Here is a 16,776-nt window from a genome sequence, read left to right on the forward strand (position 1 = left end):
AACAAAGATAGGGAGGTTAAAATGCACTTTTAAATCTTAAAGGTGTATTTTTTTATAATAATTAATTTGTTTCACTTTGATTGACTTGTAATTGAATGTTAAACAACTGAGTCTCTAAATTACCAGCTTTTAATGCATTTTGTATTTTGTAATCTAATTTTTCAGACTTGTCATTGTAATCTTTAAATTTTGGTAGGATTGTGCCATCTTTCATTATTAAGTCGAGCTTTTTAATGGTTAGGTTATGAAAGTTAATTACTTTCTCGTCTAGAATTTTTTGAGTTTTTCTATTGTTTACAACAGCAGGTAAAACAGAGCATCCCATATTAGTCTTCATTACTTCTTTTTGCACGGTTTTATTAGTGCAGAGTAATTTCATAAATTCCCAAGCTCCTTTTGTATTTTTAGCTTTACTCGAAATAGCAAACATTGTGGTCTCAATTGGCGTTGCTTTAATTCCTTTGATACTAGGCATTTTGGTGCATTCCCATAAAAACTTATTATTCCGGGTAATATGGAAAGGATAAGAAGTATAAGTACGATACTGGGCAAGCCCCAATGGCATAAAAGCTACACGACCTTTATCGAACAATTGCGAAGTAACATTAAAAGTAGACTGGTCATTAACAATATTTTCAATTAGCGTAAAAGCGCGTCTGGAACGATCAGATGTTAGCTCAACTTTACCATCATTTGTATTAAATAATTTTGCTCCATAGGCGTATTGAGCATCTTGCCAATTATAATTCATAGTTACACCATAATATTTCTTTTTAGTGTTTGAATAAGTAATTTTACGACATAGTTTATAAAACTTCTGTGGTGTCCAATTATAACTAGGTGTACTCATTTTAAATTTTTCCAGCAATGTCTTATTCATTACCATTAAAGTTGGATTAGCTTCATAAGGCAATGCAAGTTGCTGATTGCCATATTGTCCTGCCTTAAGTGCACTAGCATAAAACGTTGAGGGCTTAATATTATCTTGTGACATAAAGGAAGATAAATCTTTAAATGTACCCTCATTGGCCAAAGCATTAAAATCTCTGTTAGGAACGATAATGAGATCTGGAGTTTTATTCTCAATGATTTTTTCACTTAACCAGTTACGGTAATCATCCTGTTGAATGCCACTTTCATATTTGATTTTGATTTCAGGATGTTCTTTTTTAAATTTACGAATTGCATAATCGATTACTTTATATTGGTGTCCATTGGGTACATTCCAACTGCTACTGGTATAAAGTCCGATTGTAAGGGTCTTTTCGTTTTCCTGCAGATGATGGTGCCAATAGAAGGCTCCTGAAGCAATTAAAATAATTAAACAAATAAATGTGATAATTTTATTTCTGTGTTTCATTATCGTCCTTAATATTTTCGCTTGTAACTCCAGTTTGAACAGCCCAGATTGCCAACTGTGTGCGGTCTCTTAATTGTAATTTATCTAAAATTTTTGAAATATAGTTACGAACCGTTCCTTCTGATAAAAACAATTTGGCTGCAATCTCTTTATTAGAAAGTCCAAAACCAACTTGTTGAATTACTAACCATTCATGTTGAGAAAAATTCTGTGTGTCTTTATCGTTAACTTGGATGGCGTAATTAGCTTGTGCCATTTTAGAAAAAAGTCGAAAAACTTTCTCGGTAATATCAGGGTTTATCATTGCGCCACCTTGATATACTGTTTTGATCGCATTATAGAGCTCCTTTGTTGATGCACCTTTTAATAAATAGCCTGAAGCACCATATTTTAAAGCGCTAAAAATAAAGTCATCATCATCAAAAGTGGTTAAGATGATTACCTTAATACTAGGATATTTTTCTTTAACATATTTTGTGCAAACAGTACCATCCATGACTGGCATCCGCACATCCATTAAAATAATATCGGGTTTTTTCTTTTTAATGCTTTCTAATACTTCTTGTCCATTTGCAACAGTATCTGTAACAGAAAAGTCCTTATTAGCTTCAAGAATAATCTTTAAAGAATCTCTTATTAATTGCTGGTCGTCGGCTATCATAATTTTAATCATATGTATCACCCTCTGCTGGAATATCAACTACTATTTTAAAGCCATCATGTCCGTCAAAACTGATTTTGCCATTGATAATTGCCACTCTTTCTTTCATTTGTGTAATACCATAGCCTGGTACAATCTTTTTGGCTCCTGTGCCGTTGTCTTTGATTACCATTTGATAAGTATTTTTATTGGGCACAGTACATACAATAGAAACTTGACTTGCATGCCCGTGTCTGAGTGAATTAGTAATTGATTCTTCAATAATGCGAAAAACCACGTCCTCAGTCGTCTTTTCAAAGTCTGCAGATCCCCAATGATAAGAAAAGTCGATTTTAATACGAGAAATGTCTGAATACTCTTTCAGCATTTTTTTTAAAGACTCCTGCAAGGTGTAACGATTTAATGCTCCCGGACGAATACGATTTAGTGCTTTACGCACATCTTTAATTCCTTGTTTAACAGCAATTTGAATTTTCTCTAACTGCTTTTTGGCTTCTTCTTTATTAATATCAATTAAAACTAAAGTAGCATCAATTCCAGCAGCGATACCTGTGAGTGCGTGGCCCACAGAATCATGTATATCACGTGCAATGCGTTTTCTTTCACGATCTTTCGCGATATATTCTGACAAAGCAGCGTAATTTTTTAATTCATAGTTGGCTTTGGAAGCTAAAGCCAATTTATTTTGAATATCATTTTCTTGGTTTAACTGGTAAATAGCAAAATAAATTAAAATTAAAATGAATAGGGTTAAATTAAAAATGGTAATAAAGTTTTTCCAAACTAATAATTTTGGCCCGATATTAATGGGTAAGAAATTTAAGTAAATTGTTAAATCTGGTAAGGTTATAAAATGGCTAAGAATTGAATAGTCTGTGATTACAAGTAAAAAAAGTAAAAATACCACTACCACTACCCAGACTAAATAGTCACGAAAGTCATATTGATTACGGTTACTAATAATAAAATCTACAAAAATCAATAAAAAGATACCATTATATGTTAGTCGCAGAGATAAGAAAACGAAAATTGCCACAATAAATTCTACGAAAATGATAATGTTATTTAATTTTGTATCCTGCTTAAAGGCGTAATAATAATGATGAAAAGACATGATAATTGCTAAAACAGAAAAACTAACGATACTTTCCCAAAAAATAGTTTGAGGTGAGTCTGGAATATGATGTAACGACTCCAAAAACTGGTAAGACTGTGAAGTTTTAATGACATAATTTGTAGCGTAAATAAATAATGTAGCATTAAATAAGATGGCAAAGAAATTAAGCCATAACATAGTTCTGCGTAAAAATATCAAGACTTTAAACTTAGGCATCATTGCCACCCTAGCACGTTATAGTGATTAATATTTTTGTTTGTAATTAAATAAACTGGCAAAATTATTTTTTTCGGGACTTTTTTACCAGCGATTAGTTTATAAGCAATTTTGACGGCAGTTTTACCCATATTCAAAGGTGTTTGAGCCGAAGTGGCAATAGCATTGTGATTAACGCCTAAAAGCTTTTTCATGTTTTCTGAACCATCTACGCTATATACATCTATTTGCCGTTTCAATTTTACTTCATCAATTGCAGCTAAGGCGCCAACAGCCGCCTGATCATTTAAAGCCATAATTGTGTTAAATTTAGGACCTTTCTTAAGCGCTCGTTCTACTAATGGAAAAGTTATTTCCGATTGACCATAAGTGTTAATTTTGTCAACAATATGAAAATTTTGGGGTTGGGAAGAGTTTTTAATTGTATCAGTAAATCCTTTTATGCGATTATTTGCTGAATAAGCTGAATAGTGTTCCAAAAGCAAAATTTGTGCGGATTTTTTATGTCTTAACAGATGCTGAGCACATAGTTGACCAGCACGATAATTATCTGAAAGAATGGTACAGTCGGCATAACGAGCTGATTTCATCTGTGAGTCGACTACAATAATTTTAATTCCCCTTTTCTTTGCTAAACGAAGTGCATTTTGAATTTTCATACTGTTGCCATCAACCGGATTTATAATAATGGCATCAACACCTTGACGGATAAATGCATGAAGCTCTTCAACCTGTTTATTCACAATTAGTGCTGGGTCCCTATTATATAGGCGGTCATGGTGGTCTTCAACGTAATTAGCGATTTGTTCATTTAAAACGGGGAAAAAGCTATTATTCATAGTCATATAAGTAGAACCAATTTTTACCTGATCATTCTGACTGGGATATGCAATAAATGTTACATACACTATTGATATAAAAAAAGCAGCAAAAACCAATTCACTCAAGAGCAGGATTCTTGTTTTGTGGTGGAATTTTGAACTATGCTGCTTTTTTTGCTTGGATAAATTCATGTCATCATCTCATTATATTGAAAATTTATTACTTAATAGTAATTATTGCTGAAAAGACTGTTTCATTCAACTATATTTAGGAAAGCGCTTTTAAATAGTGACAATTGTCACACTCTATTTAATGACATTTAGCACTGTTAGCATAAACAGTGCTTGTGCTACTTTTAACATATGTTAGGAAAGAGAGGAATGAGGCATTGAAATATTTAATTTTAGTTTCTCATGGGGAATTCGCTGAGGGAGTAAAAACTTCATTGGAGATGTTTGCTGGAGATGCTATTAAGCATTGCTTTGCATTAGGTCTTCATAATGGTGATTCTGCAGAAGACTTTACTAAGAAAGTTACTGCCTTTTTGCAAAAAGAAGAGTTCAAAAAAGAAGATGAATTCGTCATTATTGCCGATATCATAGGTGGCAGTCCGTTAACTACTTTTTTAAATGTATTTTCTGAGCAAGGTTATTTGGAAAATTCTGTGGTAATAGGAGGAATGAACTTCTCAATGACACTTGCCGCTTTAATTTCACTTGAAAATATGTCCAAAGAAGAGTTGATAAAAGCGGCTATAAGTGAAGGTGAAAAAGCAATAAAGCAATATGAAATTCCCCAAAATTCAGTTGATAGCGAAGATGATATTTAAATCTAGGAGGAAAAACAATGACTGTTTCATTGATTAGAGTCGATGACCGGATAATTCATGGTTTAATTACTACGCGCTGGGCAAAAGAACGTCCTTGTGACGGGATTATAGCTGTAAATGACAAGGCAGCTACCAATCCTATCTTAAAATCCGCATATAAATCTGCGGGTGAAGATCAGGGTAAGAAAACTTTTATATGGACAATGAATCATTTTAATGATGTTAAGGATAAAGTATTGAATTCCAAAACGCGGTACTTTTTGATTACCAAGAATCCACAAGATATGAAGCACATTTTGGTCGATCTTGATTTTGTCCCAAGTGACCAAAAAGAGCTGGTTGTGGGTCCAGGTAATGACCGTCCGGGAGCAATTAAATTAGGCAGTAATCAGTCTTTTACACAAGAAGAAGGTGATGCTTTTGAGGCAATTAGCCAAAAAGGATATAAGGTTCACTTTGCTCTGTTACCAGATAAGCAATTAGGCTACTGGGATAAATTCAAAGGAAAATTCGGTTATTGAGATAAATTTACTCAAACGAGTATCTAACCTTAATAATTTTAATAAGAAGAAGGAGAAAAAATGACTATAAGTTGGTTACAAGCCGCCATTTTGGGAGTATTTGCGTGTTTATGTTCAAACTCCTGTATGGCTGGTCAAGCAGTCGGTAATTATACTATTGGACGACCATTAGTTGGTGGATTGGTCTGTGGTATTGTTTTAGGCAATCTTCCTTTGGGAATTGCTTGTGGAGTTGCTACCCAGTTAGTTTACATCGCATTAGTTACACCCGGTGGTACGGTTGCTGCTGATGTGCGGGCAATTTCATATATTGGTATTCCTCTGGCTATGGTTGCTATTTCATCACGTGGACTTAATCCAATGGGTTCAGCAGCTGCAAACATGGCAAAGTCTCTTGCAACTCTGGTAGGTACAGTCGGATCAGTCCTATTTTATGCAGTAGCATTTATGAACCTGATTTGGCAGGCATTTGGCTGGAAAGATATTGAAAACGGTAAGTTAAATCGCCTCTACGGAGTTGATTTTGGCTGGCCTTGGTTATCTCATTTGGTATTTTCGTTCCTGCCTACTCTTTTAATGACACATTTTGGTGCAGAAGCTGTAACAGCTTTGAGAACAGCTTTACCAATGGATGGCATTCCAATGAAAACTTTGTTTACTGTTGGTGCGATGCTGCCATGTGTTGGTATTGCTATCTTGCTGCGCCAAATTATTAATAAAGCGACTGATTTCATTCCATTTTTAGTTGGTTTTACTTTAGCAGCTTCATTACACTTAAACCTTGTTGCTGTGACAGTTATTTCATTATTATTTGCTGTAATTATGTATGAAATTGAAATGGCTAAGGGCTCAGGAAATACAAGTACTAGTTACGCCTCATCAAATGAAGATGCCGTTGGTGACGATGAAGAAGAGGAGGACATCTAAAAATGGATGCAGAAAAAAAGAGAATTAGCCGTAAGACCCTGAGTAAGTCTTTTAATATCTGGTTTTGGGGTGCATTAACCTGTTTTTCACAAGAGCACATGCAGACGTTTGGCTATTTATGTTCGATGTTGCCGATTATCAAGGAATTATATCCTAATGATAATGAAACACAGACTAATAATATTAAGGCATATACAGCATTCTTCAACACCAACCCAATGTTAGGTTCGGTTATCATCGGTGCTACTGCCAGTCTTGAAGAAGCACGTGCAAACGGTGAAAATATTGATGGTCAAACTATTAATGACATGCGTGCCGGTTTGATGGGACCAATAGCTGGTATTGGTGACTCACTAATTGACGGTACTTTGATTCCGATTTTACTTGGTATCGCTTTGGGTATGTCAAGAAACGGTTCACCAGTTGGTGCTATTTTTTACATCATTGTTTGGGATCTCATTGCATACTTTGGTCAACGCTTCCTATACTTTCGTGGTTACAAACTGGGAGATAAAGCTGTCGGTTTTTTAGTAGGTAAGCAAGGTAAAGCCGTTAGACGTGCGATCTCTATTGTTGGTGGTATGGTTGTTGGTGGAGTTCTGGCTACCTGGGTTAACGTCACTACTTCCTTACAACTGAGAGATAATACCGGACACGTTTTCCTTGATTTGCAAAAGCAGTTAGATGGTATTTTCCCTGGTATCTTAACAGTAATCGTTACTCTTTTCTGCTGGTGGTTAATGTCCAAAAAGCATGTTTCTGCTATCTGGACAATGATCATTCTGATTGGTGTAGCTTTTGTCGGTGTTGTCCTCGGCGTATTCAATCCAGGACTTAAGTACTAAAAGTAAAAGCGGTGTAATAATGGACCTTAAGAAAATAACGGCTGGTTATCAAAACGAAGTTAATTATCAAAAAAAGATGCTGCAAAATTTACAGTATTGGCTGCAGACTTTATTGGCAATTGCCGCAATCGGCTTGGTCTTATGCTATTATTTCTATGGCAAAATCACTTGGCTGTTTATTGTAGGTCTGATTTTACTAGTAATTGGTGTGCTTTGCGCGGCTATTGTTGCTTATGGTAGGCACCGTGGTAAGCAGAACGTTAAACTGATAATTTCTGATTACGAAAAGAAAATTAACTATTTAAAAAATAAGTAAAAGTTCTAATAAATAGTAAAAGACTAATAAATTACGTTAATGACGCGTTAATTTATTAGCCTTTTTATTTTTTATATAAAAATAAAGATACTAAATACTTATATCAAATTTTATACTTATAACTGTATCTGAACAACTTGAACTCCAGCTTTCATGAAACTTTCAACTGTGTCTCTAGGAGTGAATGAATCGGTAATTAATAAGTCAATATCACTGGCCTGGCCAATTGTAAAATTAGAAAATTGGTTAAATTTACTGTAATCAGCAACGACAATTAGTTTACGGGATTGTCTAATAATTGCCTTGTTCACTTTGGCTTCTTCCATAAATGGTGTTGAGATGCCACGTTCAAGGCTTAAGCCTGCACAACCAATTATTGCCCAATCAGCGAAAATTTTTAAAAAAGGTTCAACAGCGAGATCACCGCTCATAATCATTTTGCGAGTGACATTACCACCGCTTAAAATGATTTGGCTGTTACTGGCACGCATGTCTAAATTTCCGGCATAGCCATTATTGGTCAAAATATTGATATCTTTTTTTAACAAATAAGGAATTGCTTCAAAAGCAGTAGTGCTTGAATTGATGAAAACCCAATTATGCTTTTCAACATGAGTGGCTGCTTCTTCACCCAATCTTTGTTTGATATAACTAACGGAATCAGTAAAGGGAACTTCTTCAGGCCTAATCAAAGAAATGACGCCTTTTTCTTGTAATATCTTACCTTGGTTGGCCAGATTACTACAATCTCTGCGGACTGTCATGATTGAAACATTCAGCTTTTGACTCAGTTCATCTAAGCTGATTTTTTTTTGGTGGTTAAGTAAATTAATAATTTTTTGACGTCTGTTTTTGATTTCTTGATATGAATTCTTCATTTTTAATTCACCGTATAATGTTAAGTTCAATTTTTTATTATAAAAAATAACATAAAAAACGATAATTATCACTAATTTTATTTATTTTTTGAAAAAATATCATTTAAATAATTTATTATCATAAAATATGGTTGAAAGCGATAACATAGTACAATATAATTTACTTTGAGATCAAAAGTAAAAGAGTTTTAGGAGGAAAAGATGACAAAACCAACAAACATTAATGAAGTCACACCGGCAGTTTTCGCGGAAAATAATTTTCCAGAATGGGGCACGTTCTTGAATGAACAGATTGCCGCGAAGCAAGTACCTGAAAAGTCATTTGCAATTTGGTGGCTTGGCTGCATGGGTACATGGCTCAAAACTCATGAGGGAACAAATATTGCCATTGACATGTGGAACGGTACAGGAAAGCATACCCACGGTGATGGCAAGATGCGCCAAGGTCACCAAATGATGAGAATGACAGGTGGAGAGGCCCTACAACCTAATCTACGTAACAAACCTTACGTAATTGACCCATTTGCCATCAGAGACTTAGATGCATTATGTGTTACACATACTCATCATGATCACTTGGATATTTACACAGCCGCTTGTGTTAATAAGTTCTGCCCTAATGCTAAATTTATCGGTCCACAAGGTGTAGCTGATGAATGGGAAGAATGGGGTGTACCTGCTGAAAAGATTACAGTTGTTAAACCTGGCGATGAAGTTAAAGTTGGTTCAGTAACAATTAAGGCTTTGGAAGCCTTCGATCGTACAGAACTTGTTACTGAAGATGACCCTAACGTTAAATTAGCTGGTACTAAACCGATAGAAATGGCTAAAGTGGCCGTTAATTATTTGGTTAAAACTTCAGGCGGTAACCTCTACCATTCAGGCGATTCACATTATTCTAACACTTTTGTGAAACATGGTAACGAAAATGAGGTAGATGTGGCACTTTGTGCATATGGTGAAAATCCGCGCGGAATAACAGATAAACTAGATGATTCTCAAGTTTTGCGTATGGCAGAAGCTTTGAATACTAAAGTAATTATCCCAATGCATTATGACATCTGGACTAATTTTTATAGTGACCCCAAAGATATCTTAGCTCTGTGGAACAGAAAGAAGCATCGTCTACAATATCAATTTAAGCCATATATTTGGCAAGTTGGTGGTGAATTTAATTACCCACAAGATAAAGATAAATTTGAATATATGTATGATCGTGGATTCCACGATGCGTTTAAGAATGACCCTGATTTACCATTCCCAGAATTATTATAATTTGATTTTTAATTGAAAGTTTGGCGGGAGGAAATCATGCTCAGTTATTTTTTAGAAAATCACTTGATTAATATCAGTCACAAACACCCAAAGGATTGGCAGGAAGCCATTAGGATATCCGGTGAAATAATGAAAGAAAATAATCTTGTTACGGATAAGTATATTGATCAGGTAATTGCGGACGTTAAGCAATATGGACCATATATTGTAATTGTTCCCGGAGTGGCAATGCCACATTCACAAGCTGACAGTTCGGGGGTTTTAGGGACTGGGATTGGTCTGACGATATTTCCAGAAGCAGTTTCCTTCGACCAGAAAGATCCAGAAAAAGACGCACAATTATTTTTTATGCTGGCAGCTAAAGACAATCCAACTCATATGAAAAATATAGCCAATTTGTCTAACTTACTGATGGAAGATGGCATGATTGAAGACCTCCGTAAAGTAAAAAGTTTACGAGATTATCAAGAAGTCATGCAAAAACATGATATGAGTAAAGAAAAAAGCAGGTAAGAAAAATGCAAAATATTTTAAATGCTTTGTTAGCTGTTTGGAGTTACTTTGCCACTAATGTTTTAAATCAACCAGCTTTTATGATTGGTTTTATCGTTCTTATTGGTTATATTTTGGAACGGAAAAAGTGGTATGAAGTTTTATCAGGATTTTTAAAAGCCACAGTTGGTTATTTTATATTAGCTGCCGGTTCCGGTGGTTTGGTTAATACCTTTAGGCCGATTTTAGTAGGATTAAAGGATCGTTTTCATTTGAGTGCTATGATTATTGATCCTTATTTTGGACAAAATGCTGTTAATGCGGGAATAATGCAACGCTTTGGCCGTTCGTTTGCAGATACAATGCTTTTGTTATTATTCGCATATATTATCAATATCTTGTTAGTAAGATTCTCTAAATACACTAAATTACGTGCAGTTTTTACAACTGGTAATGTTCAAGTACAACAAGCGGCAACCGCTTTTTGGCTGATATTATTCTGTTTTCCTAAATTAAATCGTTTCTCAATTTTAGCAATCATGAGTTTGATTTTGGGATTGTACTGGGCAGTTGGTTCTAACCTGACTGTAGGAATTACCCAGGAACTGACAGATGGTGCCGGCTTTGCCGTTGCCCACCAGCAAATGTTTGGTATTTACTTTTTTGCTAAACTTTCTGAAATGATTGAGAAGCATTCAGTTAAAAAGAGTAAGGGCAAAAATAAGCGACTGGAAGATATTAAACTGCCAAGTTTTATGTCAATCTTTAACGATAACATGGTATCGACTTCAATTTTGATGCTGATTTTCATCGGTGCAATTTTGGTTGTGCTCGGTCCTGACTATTTAACTAAGGCTCATTTTATGCAAAAAGGGCAAAGTTTTATCTTTTACATTTTGCAAACTTCTCTACAATTTTCAGTTTACTTAGCAATTTTACAACTAGGTGTCAGGACTTTCGTTAATGAATTAACCGAATCATTTACAGGAATTTCAGATCGCTGGCTTCCAGGTGCGGTACCTGGTATTGATGTTGCTGCCACACTGGGTTTTGGCTCACAAAATGCTCAGACAATTGGATTTATGTTTGGTGCGCTTGGTCAATTTACGATGATTATTTTATTGCTAGTTTTCCATTCACCGACACTAGTTATAGCAGGATTTATTCCATTATTCTTTGACAATGCCGCAATAGGTCTATATTCAAATGACCGTGGAGGATATAAGTGTGCGATGATTATGCCTTTCATCTCAGGTTTAATTCAAGTTGCCGGTTCGGCTTTAATCGCTACCTGGGTAGGTATGGCAAGATACGGTGGCTACTTAGGAATGTTTGATTGGGCTACTGTTTGGCCATTCTTTACAGTAGTTATGAAATACCTTGGCTATATCGGTGTTGCACTTATCATTATTTTGCTTTTGGCAATTCCCCAATTACAATACCGTGCTGATCCGGAAGGATACTTTATGATCACTGAAGATTACCCAGCATGGAAGAAATTAAATAATAAAGAAGAATAATTAGAGAAAGGAAGACTTAATATGAAGATTTTGACTGCCTGTGCTAATGGTTCAGGAACAAGCTTAATGTTACTGCGGACCGTTAAAAAGACGTTAGAGAAAATGGGCTATCAAATAACACAAGCTGATCATACTTCCATTTCGGAGGCTAAAGGTATTGCTCGCAATTACGATGTCGTATTTACCTCAGTTCCGTTTATTAATATGTTTGACGAAGTTAAAAAACGTGGTGGCGAAGTGATTGGTATAAAAAATGTTATTTCGGCCAAAGAGGTTGAAGACAAAGTAAATGCCTCTGACATTCCCACAAAGTTTAAGAAGTAATAGGAGATAAAAATGGATTTACCAAAATTACAGGTTGCTTTAGATAGTGACAACACAGCTCAGGCAATAGAAGTTTTACGCAAAGTAGAAGATGTAATTGATGTTGTTGAAGCAGGAACTATTCTTATTTACCGTGATGGACTAAGTGCTGTCAGAAACTTGCGTGCAATGGCACCAGATAAAATCTTGTTAGCCGATGCTAAATGTGCTGACGCTGGGACCAAATGTGGTCAATCATGCAAGGAAGCCGGTGCAGACTGGATGACATGCATTAATGCGGCGACCGTACCTACTATGAGCAATGCCCAAAAAGAAATTGAAGTTCAAGTTGAACTCTATGAAGGTTGGGACAATAAAGATAGAATGCAGGAATGGCTTGATCATGGTATTCACCAGGTAGTTTATCATCAAAGTAGAGATGCTAAATTTGCAGGTCAAAAATGGTCAGAGCAGGATGTTGAAAACGTCAAAGATTTGATTGCTATGGGCTTTAAAGTTTCAGTAACTGGTGGCGTTCATCCCGAAATCCTGAAACTATTTAAAGGAGTTCCAGTTTATACGTTCATTGCTGGTCGTGCAATTAGAGAAGCTGACGATCCTCATGCTGTTGCTAAACAATTTAAGGATGAGATCAACAAAATCTGGGGTTAATTATATGTTAAAAAGGGATAAATGAGCGATTGTTCATTTTTCCTTTTTTTATTAATTATGAGGAGAAAAAATGACAGTTAATGCTTTAGGAATTTATGAAAAAGCTTTGCCTCAAAACTTGTCGTGGTGTGAAACTTTTGAATTAACACATGATTTGGGTTTTAATTTTTTAGAATTTTCAGTTGATGAGAGTGACAAGAGACTGGCAAGACTAGACTGGACACGTGAACAAAGAAATGAGATTCGTAATTTGATGTGGGAGACAAACACACGCATTAATAATTTAATGCTTTCTGGTCATAGACGTTTTCCTTTGGGATCAGCTGACCCAGCGATTAGAGAAAAATCTTTATCAATGATGCAGAAGGCGATAGATCTTTGTGTAGATTTGGGTATACATAACATTCAAATGGCTGGTTACGATGTTTATTATGAAAAAAAGTCTGCAATGTCTCGGGAATATTATGTTGAGAATTTGATCAAGTGTGTTCATATGGCAGCTAAGAAAAATATTATGTTGTCAATTGAAACAATGGATGATCCCTTTATAAATAGCTTACCTAAAATTGCACATTATCACGACTTAGCCAAGAGCCCTTGGCTCCAAGCTTATCCCGATTTGGGAAACTTGAGTGCCTGGCCGGAAAATGATGTGCCGGTACAACTTGAAAAATACATTGATACTATCTGTGCAATTCACCTAAAGGACAGTAAAATGGTTACTTCAGCTTTTAAAGGGCAATTTAAGAATGTGCCTTTTGGTGAGGGATGTGTTGACTTTAAAGGCCTGCTTCGAACGCTAGTGAGATTAGACTATAATGGCAGTTTTACCATTGAAATGTGGTCTGGAGATAATGGTGATAAAAACGCGCTTGACGAAGTGAAAAGTGCGAAGGCATTTTTTGACGATATTTTTAAGTGCGTGGGAATAACTCAAGAGAAGGTTAATTAAAGGAGAAAAAGAATGCTGGAAAAATTGAAAAAGGAAGTTTACCAAGCAAATATGTCATTACCTAAGTTGAATCTAGTCACTTTCACTTGGGGAAATGTTTCAGGAATAGACAGAAAAAAAGGACTATTTGTTATTAAGCCTTCTGGTGTTCCTTATGAAGAATTACAGCCAGAAGACATGGTAGTTATTAATTTAAAAGGAGAGGTTGTTGAAGGTGATAAGAATCCATCTTCTGATACTCCAACTCATACATATCTGTATAATCATTTTCCTAAAATTGGCGGAATTGTTCATACCCATTCACCATGGGCAGTTTCCTTTGCGGCAGCCAAAATGGATATTCCTGCTTTGAATACTACTCATGCAGATACTTTTTATACTGATGTACCGGCTGCAGATGCTTTGACGAAAGAAGAAATAGAAGAAGATTATGAAGGTAATACTGGTAAAACGATTGTCCGTACCTTTAAGGAGCGTAATTTAGATTATGAAGCAACTCCCGCTGCACTAGTTAGTCAGCACGGTCCTTTTACATGGGGAGAAACACCTGCAAAAGCCGTTTATAATGCTAAAGTATTGGAAGTAGTGGCTGAAGAAGATTTCCATACTTTGGAACTAACTCATCAAAGTTCTGAACTGCCACAGTACTTACTTGACAAACATTATTATCGTAAACATGGTCCTAATGCTTATTATGGTCAAAGATAAATATTAAAAACTAATTCATTTAAAAAACTGATAAATCTTATAAAATATGCTACTTGAAGAAAAATTCAGCTAGCATTTTAAAATAAAGATTTATCAGTTTTTAAGTTAGGTTTTTACCGCTTGCTAATATTTTGTTTCTTTAATATCATCTTCTGGCCGATGCCCTTGAATCCTGATCACTTGCCAGGTAAAATCACTTTTAGGTGCATTTTCTAAGTTGATAGTCAATTCATTATCAGCAAAAGTGAAATCAAGTTCAGTTCTCTGGGCGATCATTTCAACGCGGTTGGGTTCAGTGGTCAAGCCGTGAATTTTTATTATTTCAGGCAAGGGGGCCTTGATGAAGATATACTTCTGAAAGTGCATGTGTCTATTTTGCAACACAAAGCCATTATCTTCATTAACATTGCTGATAGTAAGATGACACGGCTCGCCTTCATTGAAGGCATGACCAAACAGATGCATCCAGTTATTGATTTGCGTAAGCAGTGCTTTAGTTTCTGCCAGTAAATTGCCGTCATCTGTGACGGGAACAGCAATTATTACTTGTTGTCCTGCTTTGCGCTGCGAAACTAGTTGCTCTACTGCATTGGTGGCAGATAATTCATAGTTAGCTTGAATGGGCTCAGTAGTGACTAAAGCAATAGTATACTTTTTGCAGGCTTTCTCAAAGTCAGTTTTAAATGCATCCGTAGCAACGGCGCGAGCACCAATATTGCGTGCAGTTTTTACTAAAAAATCAGCGTCTACACCTTTAGCATTTTTTAGTTTAAAATTTAATACGATGGCAAAATCAGGATTCATTAATTTTTCTCCTCTAGTAAATATCAGTAATAAGTTTAACCCAAAAGGTGGTAAAGATGAAAATTATTATTTCACCAGCGATGAAGATGATAGTCGACCGCGAATCTTTTCCTGCTAAGTCGCAGCCGCAGTTTTTAGCCCAAGCTCAAGAACTAGCTGCTTTTTTAAAAAAGTGCAGCTATCAGGAATTGCAAAAAATCTGGCAGTCAAGTGAACGCACGACAAAGGAAGGCCAAAAACAAATTAAGGAACTTAATTTAAATCAAAAGGATAATCTAACTCCAGCCGTTATTTCGTATTCTGGTATTCAATATCAATACATGGCTGCTGACCTGTTTACTGCTCCTGCTCTATCTTATTTACAAGATAATATACGGATATTATCGGGACTGTATGGTGTTTTACGACCTTTTGACGGTGTATGGCCCTACCGCTTAGAAATGAAAAATAAAGTTTGGGGGTTTAGTCAGCCCAACTTGTACCAATTTTGGGGTTCAACAATCGCTGATAATCTTTTTAATGAAGATCAAGTGTTAATTAATTTAGCTTCAAAAGAATATTCGCGCAATATTACGCCCTTTGTAGCAAATAACAGACAAATGATTAGCATTGATTTTCAAGAAAAGAAAAATGGTCAGTGGAAGACAGTTGGTGTACATGCCAAAATGGCGCGTGGAGAAATGGTGCGTTATATTGCGGAAAAGCAATTGAGTAAGCCGCAGCAATTGCAGGACTTTCATGATTTTGGCTTTAATTTTATACCAAATATTAGCACCGACAATACTTACATATTTCGGACAGAGTATGATTTTAGGCGGCGCTGAAAAATTTAGAGTAAAAGAATATATTTACGACATAGAAATGTGAGGTTATTATGGAAATTGTTTTTGTTCGTCATGGTCAAACTGATTTAAATAAAACTGGCCGAATTCAAGGCTCAGTCTATGATCATGATTTGGATGAGGTTGGCCGTGCAAGTGCTGAAAGAGCCGCTGCTAATTTTGATCCTTCTGGTTTTGACGTGGTCTTTTCAAGTCCCTTAAAGAGATCTTTGACTACCGCTAAAATTTTCACCAAGGGACAAAAAGAAATTAAAATTGATCAGAGGCTAACAGAAATTAATTTTGGCGAGTGGGATGGTAAATTTCTTTCCGAATTAGGACAAAAATATCCTGACGCAATTGATCCTTGGGGTAAGGCCGCTGCTGCTTACATCAAATACGCACCTAGTGGTGAATCATTTGCGTCATTAGATGAAAGATGCGGCAGCTTTTTAGCTGATATGAAAAAGAACTATTTAACTAAAAAAGTTTTGGTATTTTGTCATGGCACCCTTATCAGAATGATGTTTGCTCATTATTTTACGCAAGGTGATATGAACTTCTTTGAAACTATGGACAATTGTGCGTTAGCAAAAGTTTCTTATCGCAGTGGCATTCCGCGGGTAAACTATTATAATCGTATTTTGACACTAGAATAAAAAGCAAGAGGCCTCAAGAAGAGGTCTTTTTTGCTGGCTGCAATTAATTGAGCATTATAATTGACGATTAATCATAAG

Annotated in this window: 20 protein-coding genes; 14 read left to right on the forward strand and 6 right to left on the reverse strand. The window is 35.6% G+C overall.

Annotated elements, in window-relative coordinates:
* Positions 1 to 61: 61 nt before the first annotated feature.
* From F5ESL0260_RS01300 to F5ESL0260_RS01315, 4 genes are read right to left on the reverse strand one after another with little or no spacing between them, the layout of a single operon-like run.
* The gene (locus tag F5ESL0260_RS01300; protein WP_122025584.1) at positions 62 to 1,360 is read right to left on the reverse strand and encodes an ABC transporter substrate-binding protein; all 1,299 of its coding nucleotides are present in this window, start codon (positions 1,358 to 1,360) and stop codon (positions 62 to 64) included.
* Entirely contained in the window at positions 1,344 to 2,033 is a 690-nt protein-coding gene (locus tag F5ESL0260_RS01305) for a response regulator transcription factor (protein ID WP_122025585.1), read from the reverse strand. Before F5ESL0260_RS01305 ends, F5ESL0260_RS01300 begins: the two co-directional genes overlap by 17 nt.
* Positions 2,026 to 3,354, reverse strand: coding sequence for a sensor histidine kinase (locus F5ESL0260_RS01310; protein ID WP_367178599.1), 1,329 nt, complete (start codon positions 3,352 to 3,354; stop codon positions 2,026 to 2,028). The genes F5ESL0260_RS01305 and F5ESL0260_RS01310 overlap by 8 nt, the downstream gene beginning before the upstream one ends.
* Positions 3,354 to 4,301 (reverse strand): substrate-binding domain-containing protein, encoded by a 948-nt coding sequence (locus tag F5ESL0260_RS01315; protein WP_233557694.1) that lies wholly within the window; start codon positions 4,299 to 4,301, stop codon positions 3,354 to 3,356. Before F5ESL0260_RS01315 ends, F5ESL0260_RS01310 begins: the two co-directional genes overlap by 1 nt.
* Before the next feature lie 263 nt (positions 4,302 to 4,564).
* On the opposite strand from F5ESL0260_RS01315, the gene F5ESL0260_RS01320 reads away from it, so the two are divergent.
* Genes F5ESL0260_RS01320 through F5ESL0260_RS01340 form a run of 5 tightly spaced genes read left to right on the forward strand, consistent with a single transcriptional unit; the run spans position 4,565 to position 7,614 of the window.
* Positions 4,565 to 5,005: a PTS sugar transporter subunit IIA gene (locus tag F5ESL0260_RS01320; RefSeq protein ID WP_122025588.1), complete on the forward strand. Its 441-nt coding sequence runs from the start codon at positions 4,565 to 4,567 to the stop codon at positions 5,003 to 5,005.
* A 17-nt stretch (positions 5,006 to 5,022) separates the two neighbouring features.
* Complete coding sequence (locus F5ESL0260_RS01325) at positions 5,023 to 5,526, forward strand: PTS sugar transporter subunit IIB (RefSeq protein WP_122025589.1); 504 nt, start codon at positions 5,023 to 5,025, stop codon at positions 5,524 to 5,526.
* A gap of 60 nt (positions 5,527 to 5,586) precedes the next feature.
* Positions 5,587 to 6,453, forward strand: coding sequence for a PTS sugar transporter subunit IIC (locus tag F5ESL0260_RS01330; protein WP_122025590.1), 867 nt, complete (start codon positions 5,587 to 5,589; stop codon positions 6,451 to 6,453).
* A gap of 2 nt (positions 6,454 to 6,455) precedes the next feature.
* Entirely contained in the window at positions 6,456 to 7,298 is an 843-nt protein-coding gene (locus F5ESL0260_RS01335) for a PTS system mannose/fructose/sorbose family transporter subunit IID (protein ID WP_038521058.1), read from the forward strand.
* A gap of 19 nt (positions 7,299 to 7,317) precedes the next feature.
* Entirely contained in the window at positions 7,318 to 7,614 is a 297-nt protein-coding gene (locus F5ESL0260_RS01340) for a DUF202 domain-containing protein (protein WP_122025591.1), read from the forward strand.
* A 116-nt stretch (positions 7,615 to 7,730) separates the two neighbouring features.
* Here F5ESL0260_RS01340 and F5ESL0260_RS01345 read toward each other — a convergent pair whose 3' ends face one another.
* On the reverse strand, positions 7,731 to 8,492 hold the full coding sequence (locus F5ESL0260_RS01345) for a DeoR/GlpR family DNA-binding transcription regulator (RefSeq protein ID WP_122025592.1): 762 nt from the start codon (positions 8,490 to 8,492) through the stop codon (positions 7,731 to 7,733).
* 201 nt (positions 8,493 to 8,693) lie between these two features.
* Between F5ESL0260_RS01345 and ulaG the strand changes: the two genes are divergently transcribed.
* From ulaG to F5ESL0260_RS01380, 7 genes are all read left to right on the forward strand, one after another.
* Positions 8,694 to 9,767 (forward strand): L-ascorbate 6-phosphate lactonase, encoded by a 1,074-nt coding sequence (gene ulaG, locus F5ESL0260_RS01350; RefSeq protein ID WP_122025593.1) that lies wholly within the window; start codon positions 8,694 to 8,696, stop codon positions 9,765 to 9,767.
* 36 nt (positions 9,768 to 9,803) lie between these two features.
* Positions 9,804 to 10,280, forward strand: a complete 477-nt coding sequence (locus F5ESL0260_RS01355; RefSeq protein ID WP_122025594.1) for a PTS sugar transporter subunit IIA — start codon at positions 9,804 to 9,806, stop codon at positions 10,278 to 10,280.
* 5 nt (positions 10,281 to 10,285) lie between these two features.
* Entirely contained in the window at positions 10,286 to 11,779 is a 1,494-nt protein-coding gene (locus tag F5ESL0260_RS01360; RefSeq protein WP_122025595.1) for a PTS ascorbate transporter subunit IIC, read from the forward strand.
* A 21-nt stretch (positions 11,780 to 11,800) separates the two neighbouring features.
* Positions 11,801 to 12,103: a PTS sugar transporter subunit IIB gene (locus F5ESL0260_RS01365; protein ID WP_122025596.1), complete on the forward strand. Its 303-nt coding sequence runs from the start codon at positions 11,801 to 11,803 to the stop codon at positions 12,101 to 12,103.
* 12 nt (positions 12,104 to 12,115) lie between these two features.
* Positions 12,116 to 12,754 carry a 3-keto-L-gulonate-6-phosphate decarboxylase UlaD gene (locus tag F5ESL0260_RS01370; protein WP_122025597.1) on the forward strand — a complete coding sequence of 213 codons (639 nt, stop codon included), beginning with the start codon at positions 12,116 to 12,118 and terminating at the stop codon, positions 12,752 to 12,754.
* 70 nt (positions 12,755 to 12,824) lie between these two features.
* Positions 12,825 to 13,706 (forward strand): L-ribulose-5-phosphate 3-epimerase, encoded by an 882-nt coding sequence (locus tag F5ESL0260_RS01375; RefSeq protein ID WP_122025598.1) that lies wholly within the window; start codon positions 12,825 to 12,827, stop codon positions 13,704 to 13,706.
* A gap of 12 nt (positions 13,707 to 13,718) precedes the next feature.
* Positions 13,719 to 14,414, forward strand: coding sequence for an L-ribulose-5-phosphate 4-epimerase (locus F5ESL0260_RS01380; protein ID WP_122025599.1), 696 nt, complete (start codon positions 13,719 to 13,721; stop codon positions 14,412 to 14,414).
* A 123-nt stretch (positions 14,415 to 14,537) separates the two neighbouring features.
* Here the strand turns inward: F5ESL0260_RS01380 and F5ESL0260_RS01385 are convergent, their stop codons facing one another.
* Entirely contained in the window at positions 14,538 to 15,218 is a 681-nt protein-coding gene (locus F5ESL0260_RS01385) for a hypothetical protein (RefSeq protein ID WP_122025600.1), read from the reverse strand.
* A 56-nt stretch (positions 15,219 to 15,274) separates the two neighbouring features.
* On the opposite strand from F5ESL0260_RS01385, the gene yaaA reads away from it, so the two are divergent.
* Positions 15,275 to 16,042 carry a peroxide stress protein YaaA gene (gene yaaA / locus F5ESL0260_RS01390; RefSeq protein ID WP_122025601.1) on the forward strand — a complete coding sequence of 256 codons (768 nt, stop codon included), beginning with the start codon at positions 15,275 to 15,277 and terminating at the stop codon, positions 16,040 to 16,042.
* Between the two features lie 50 nt (positions 16,043 to 16,092).
* On the forward strand, positions 16,093 to 16,698 hold the full coding sequence (locus F5ESL0260_RS01395; RefSeq protein ID WP_046324223.1) for a histidine phosphatase family protein: 606 nt from the start codon (positions 16,093 to 16,095) through the stop codon (positions 16,696 to 16,698).
* The last annotated feature ends 78 nt before the right edge of the window (positions 16,699 to 16,776 follow it).

Origin of the sequence: Lactobacillus sp. ESL0260 (genome assembly GCF_003692935.1) — a bacterium.
Classification (GTDB): domain Bacteria; phylum Bacillota; class Bacilli; order Lactobacillales; family Lactobacillaceae; genus Lactobacillus; species Lactobacillus melliventris.

Coding starts and splice junctions, on each gene's coding strand:
- F5ESL0260_RS01300 (WP_122025584.1), bottom strand. CDS start 1,360: ATGAAACACAGAAATAAAATTATCACATTTATTTGTTTAATTATTTTA.
- F5ESL0260_RS01305 (WP_122025585.1), bottom strand. CDS start 2,033: ATGATTAAAATTATGATAGCCGACGACCAGCAATTAATAAGAGATTCT.
- F5ESL0260_RS01310 (WP_367178599.1), bottom strand. CDS start 3,354: ATGCCTAAGTTTAAAGTCTTGATATTTTTACGCAGAACTATGTTATGG.
- F5ESL0260_RS01325 (WP_122025589.1), top strand. CDS start 5,023: ATGACTGTTTCATTGATTAGAGTCGATGACCGGATAATTCATGGTTTA.
- F5ESL0260_RS01330 (WP_122025590.1), top strand. CDS start 5,587: ATGACTATAAGTTGGTTACAAGCCGCCATTTTGGGAGTATTTGCGTGT.
- F5ESL0260_RS01335 (WP_038521058.1), top strand. CDS start 6,456: ATGGATGCAGAAAAAAAGAGAATTAGCCGTAAGACCCTGAGTAAGTCT.
- F5ESL0260_RS01340 (WP_122025591.1), top strand. CDS start 7,318: ATGGACCTTAAGAAAATAACGGCTGGTTATCAAAACGAAGTTAATTAT.
- F5ESL0260_RS01345 (WP_122025592.1), bottom strand. CDS start 8,492: ATGAAGAATTCATATCAAGAAATCAAAAACAGACGTCAAAAAATTATT.
- ulaG (WP_122025593.1), top strand. CDS start 8,694: ATGACAAAACCAACAAACATTAATGAAGTCACACCGGCAGTTTTCGCG.
- F5ESL0260_RS01355 (WP_122025594.1), top strand. CDS start 9,804: ATGCTCAGTTATTTTTTAGAAAATCACTTGATTAATATCAGTCACAAA.
- F5ESL0260_RS01360 (WP_122025595.1), top strand. CDS start 10,286: ATGCAAAATATTTTAAATGCTTTGTTAGCTGTTTGGAGTTACTTTGCC.
- F5ESL0260_RS01365 (WP_122025596.1), top strand. CDS start 11,801: ATGAAGATTTTGACTGCCTGTGCTAATGGTTCAGGAACAAGCTTAATG.
- F5ESL0260_RS01370 (WP_122025597.1), top strand. CDS start 12,116: ATGGATTTACCAAAATTACAGGTTGCTTTAGATAGTGACAACACAGCT.
- F5ESL0260_RS01375 (WP_122025598.1), top strand. CDS start 12,825: ATGACAGTTAATGCTTTAGGAATTTATGAAAAAGCTTTGCCTCAAAAC.
- F5ESL0260_RS01380 (WP_122025599.1), top strand. CDS start 13,719: ATGCTGGAAAAATTGAAAAAGGAAGTTTACCAAGCAAATATGTCATTA.
- F5ESL0260_RS01385 (WP_122025600.1), bottom strand. CDS start 15,218: ATGAATCCTGATTTTGCCATCGTATTAAATTTTAAACTAAAAAATGCT.
- yaaA (WP_122025601.1), top strand. CDS start 15,275: ATGAAAATTATTATTTCACCAGCGATGAAGATGATAGTCGACCGCGAA.
- F5ESL0260_RS01395 (WP_046324223.1), top strand. CDS start 16,093: ATGGAAATTGTTTTTGTTCGTCATGGTCAAACTGATTTAAATAAAACT.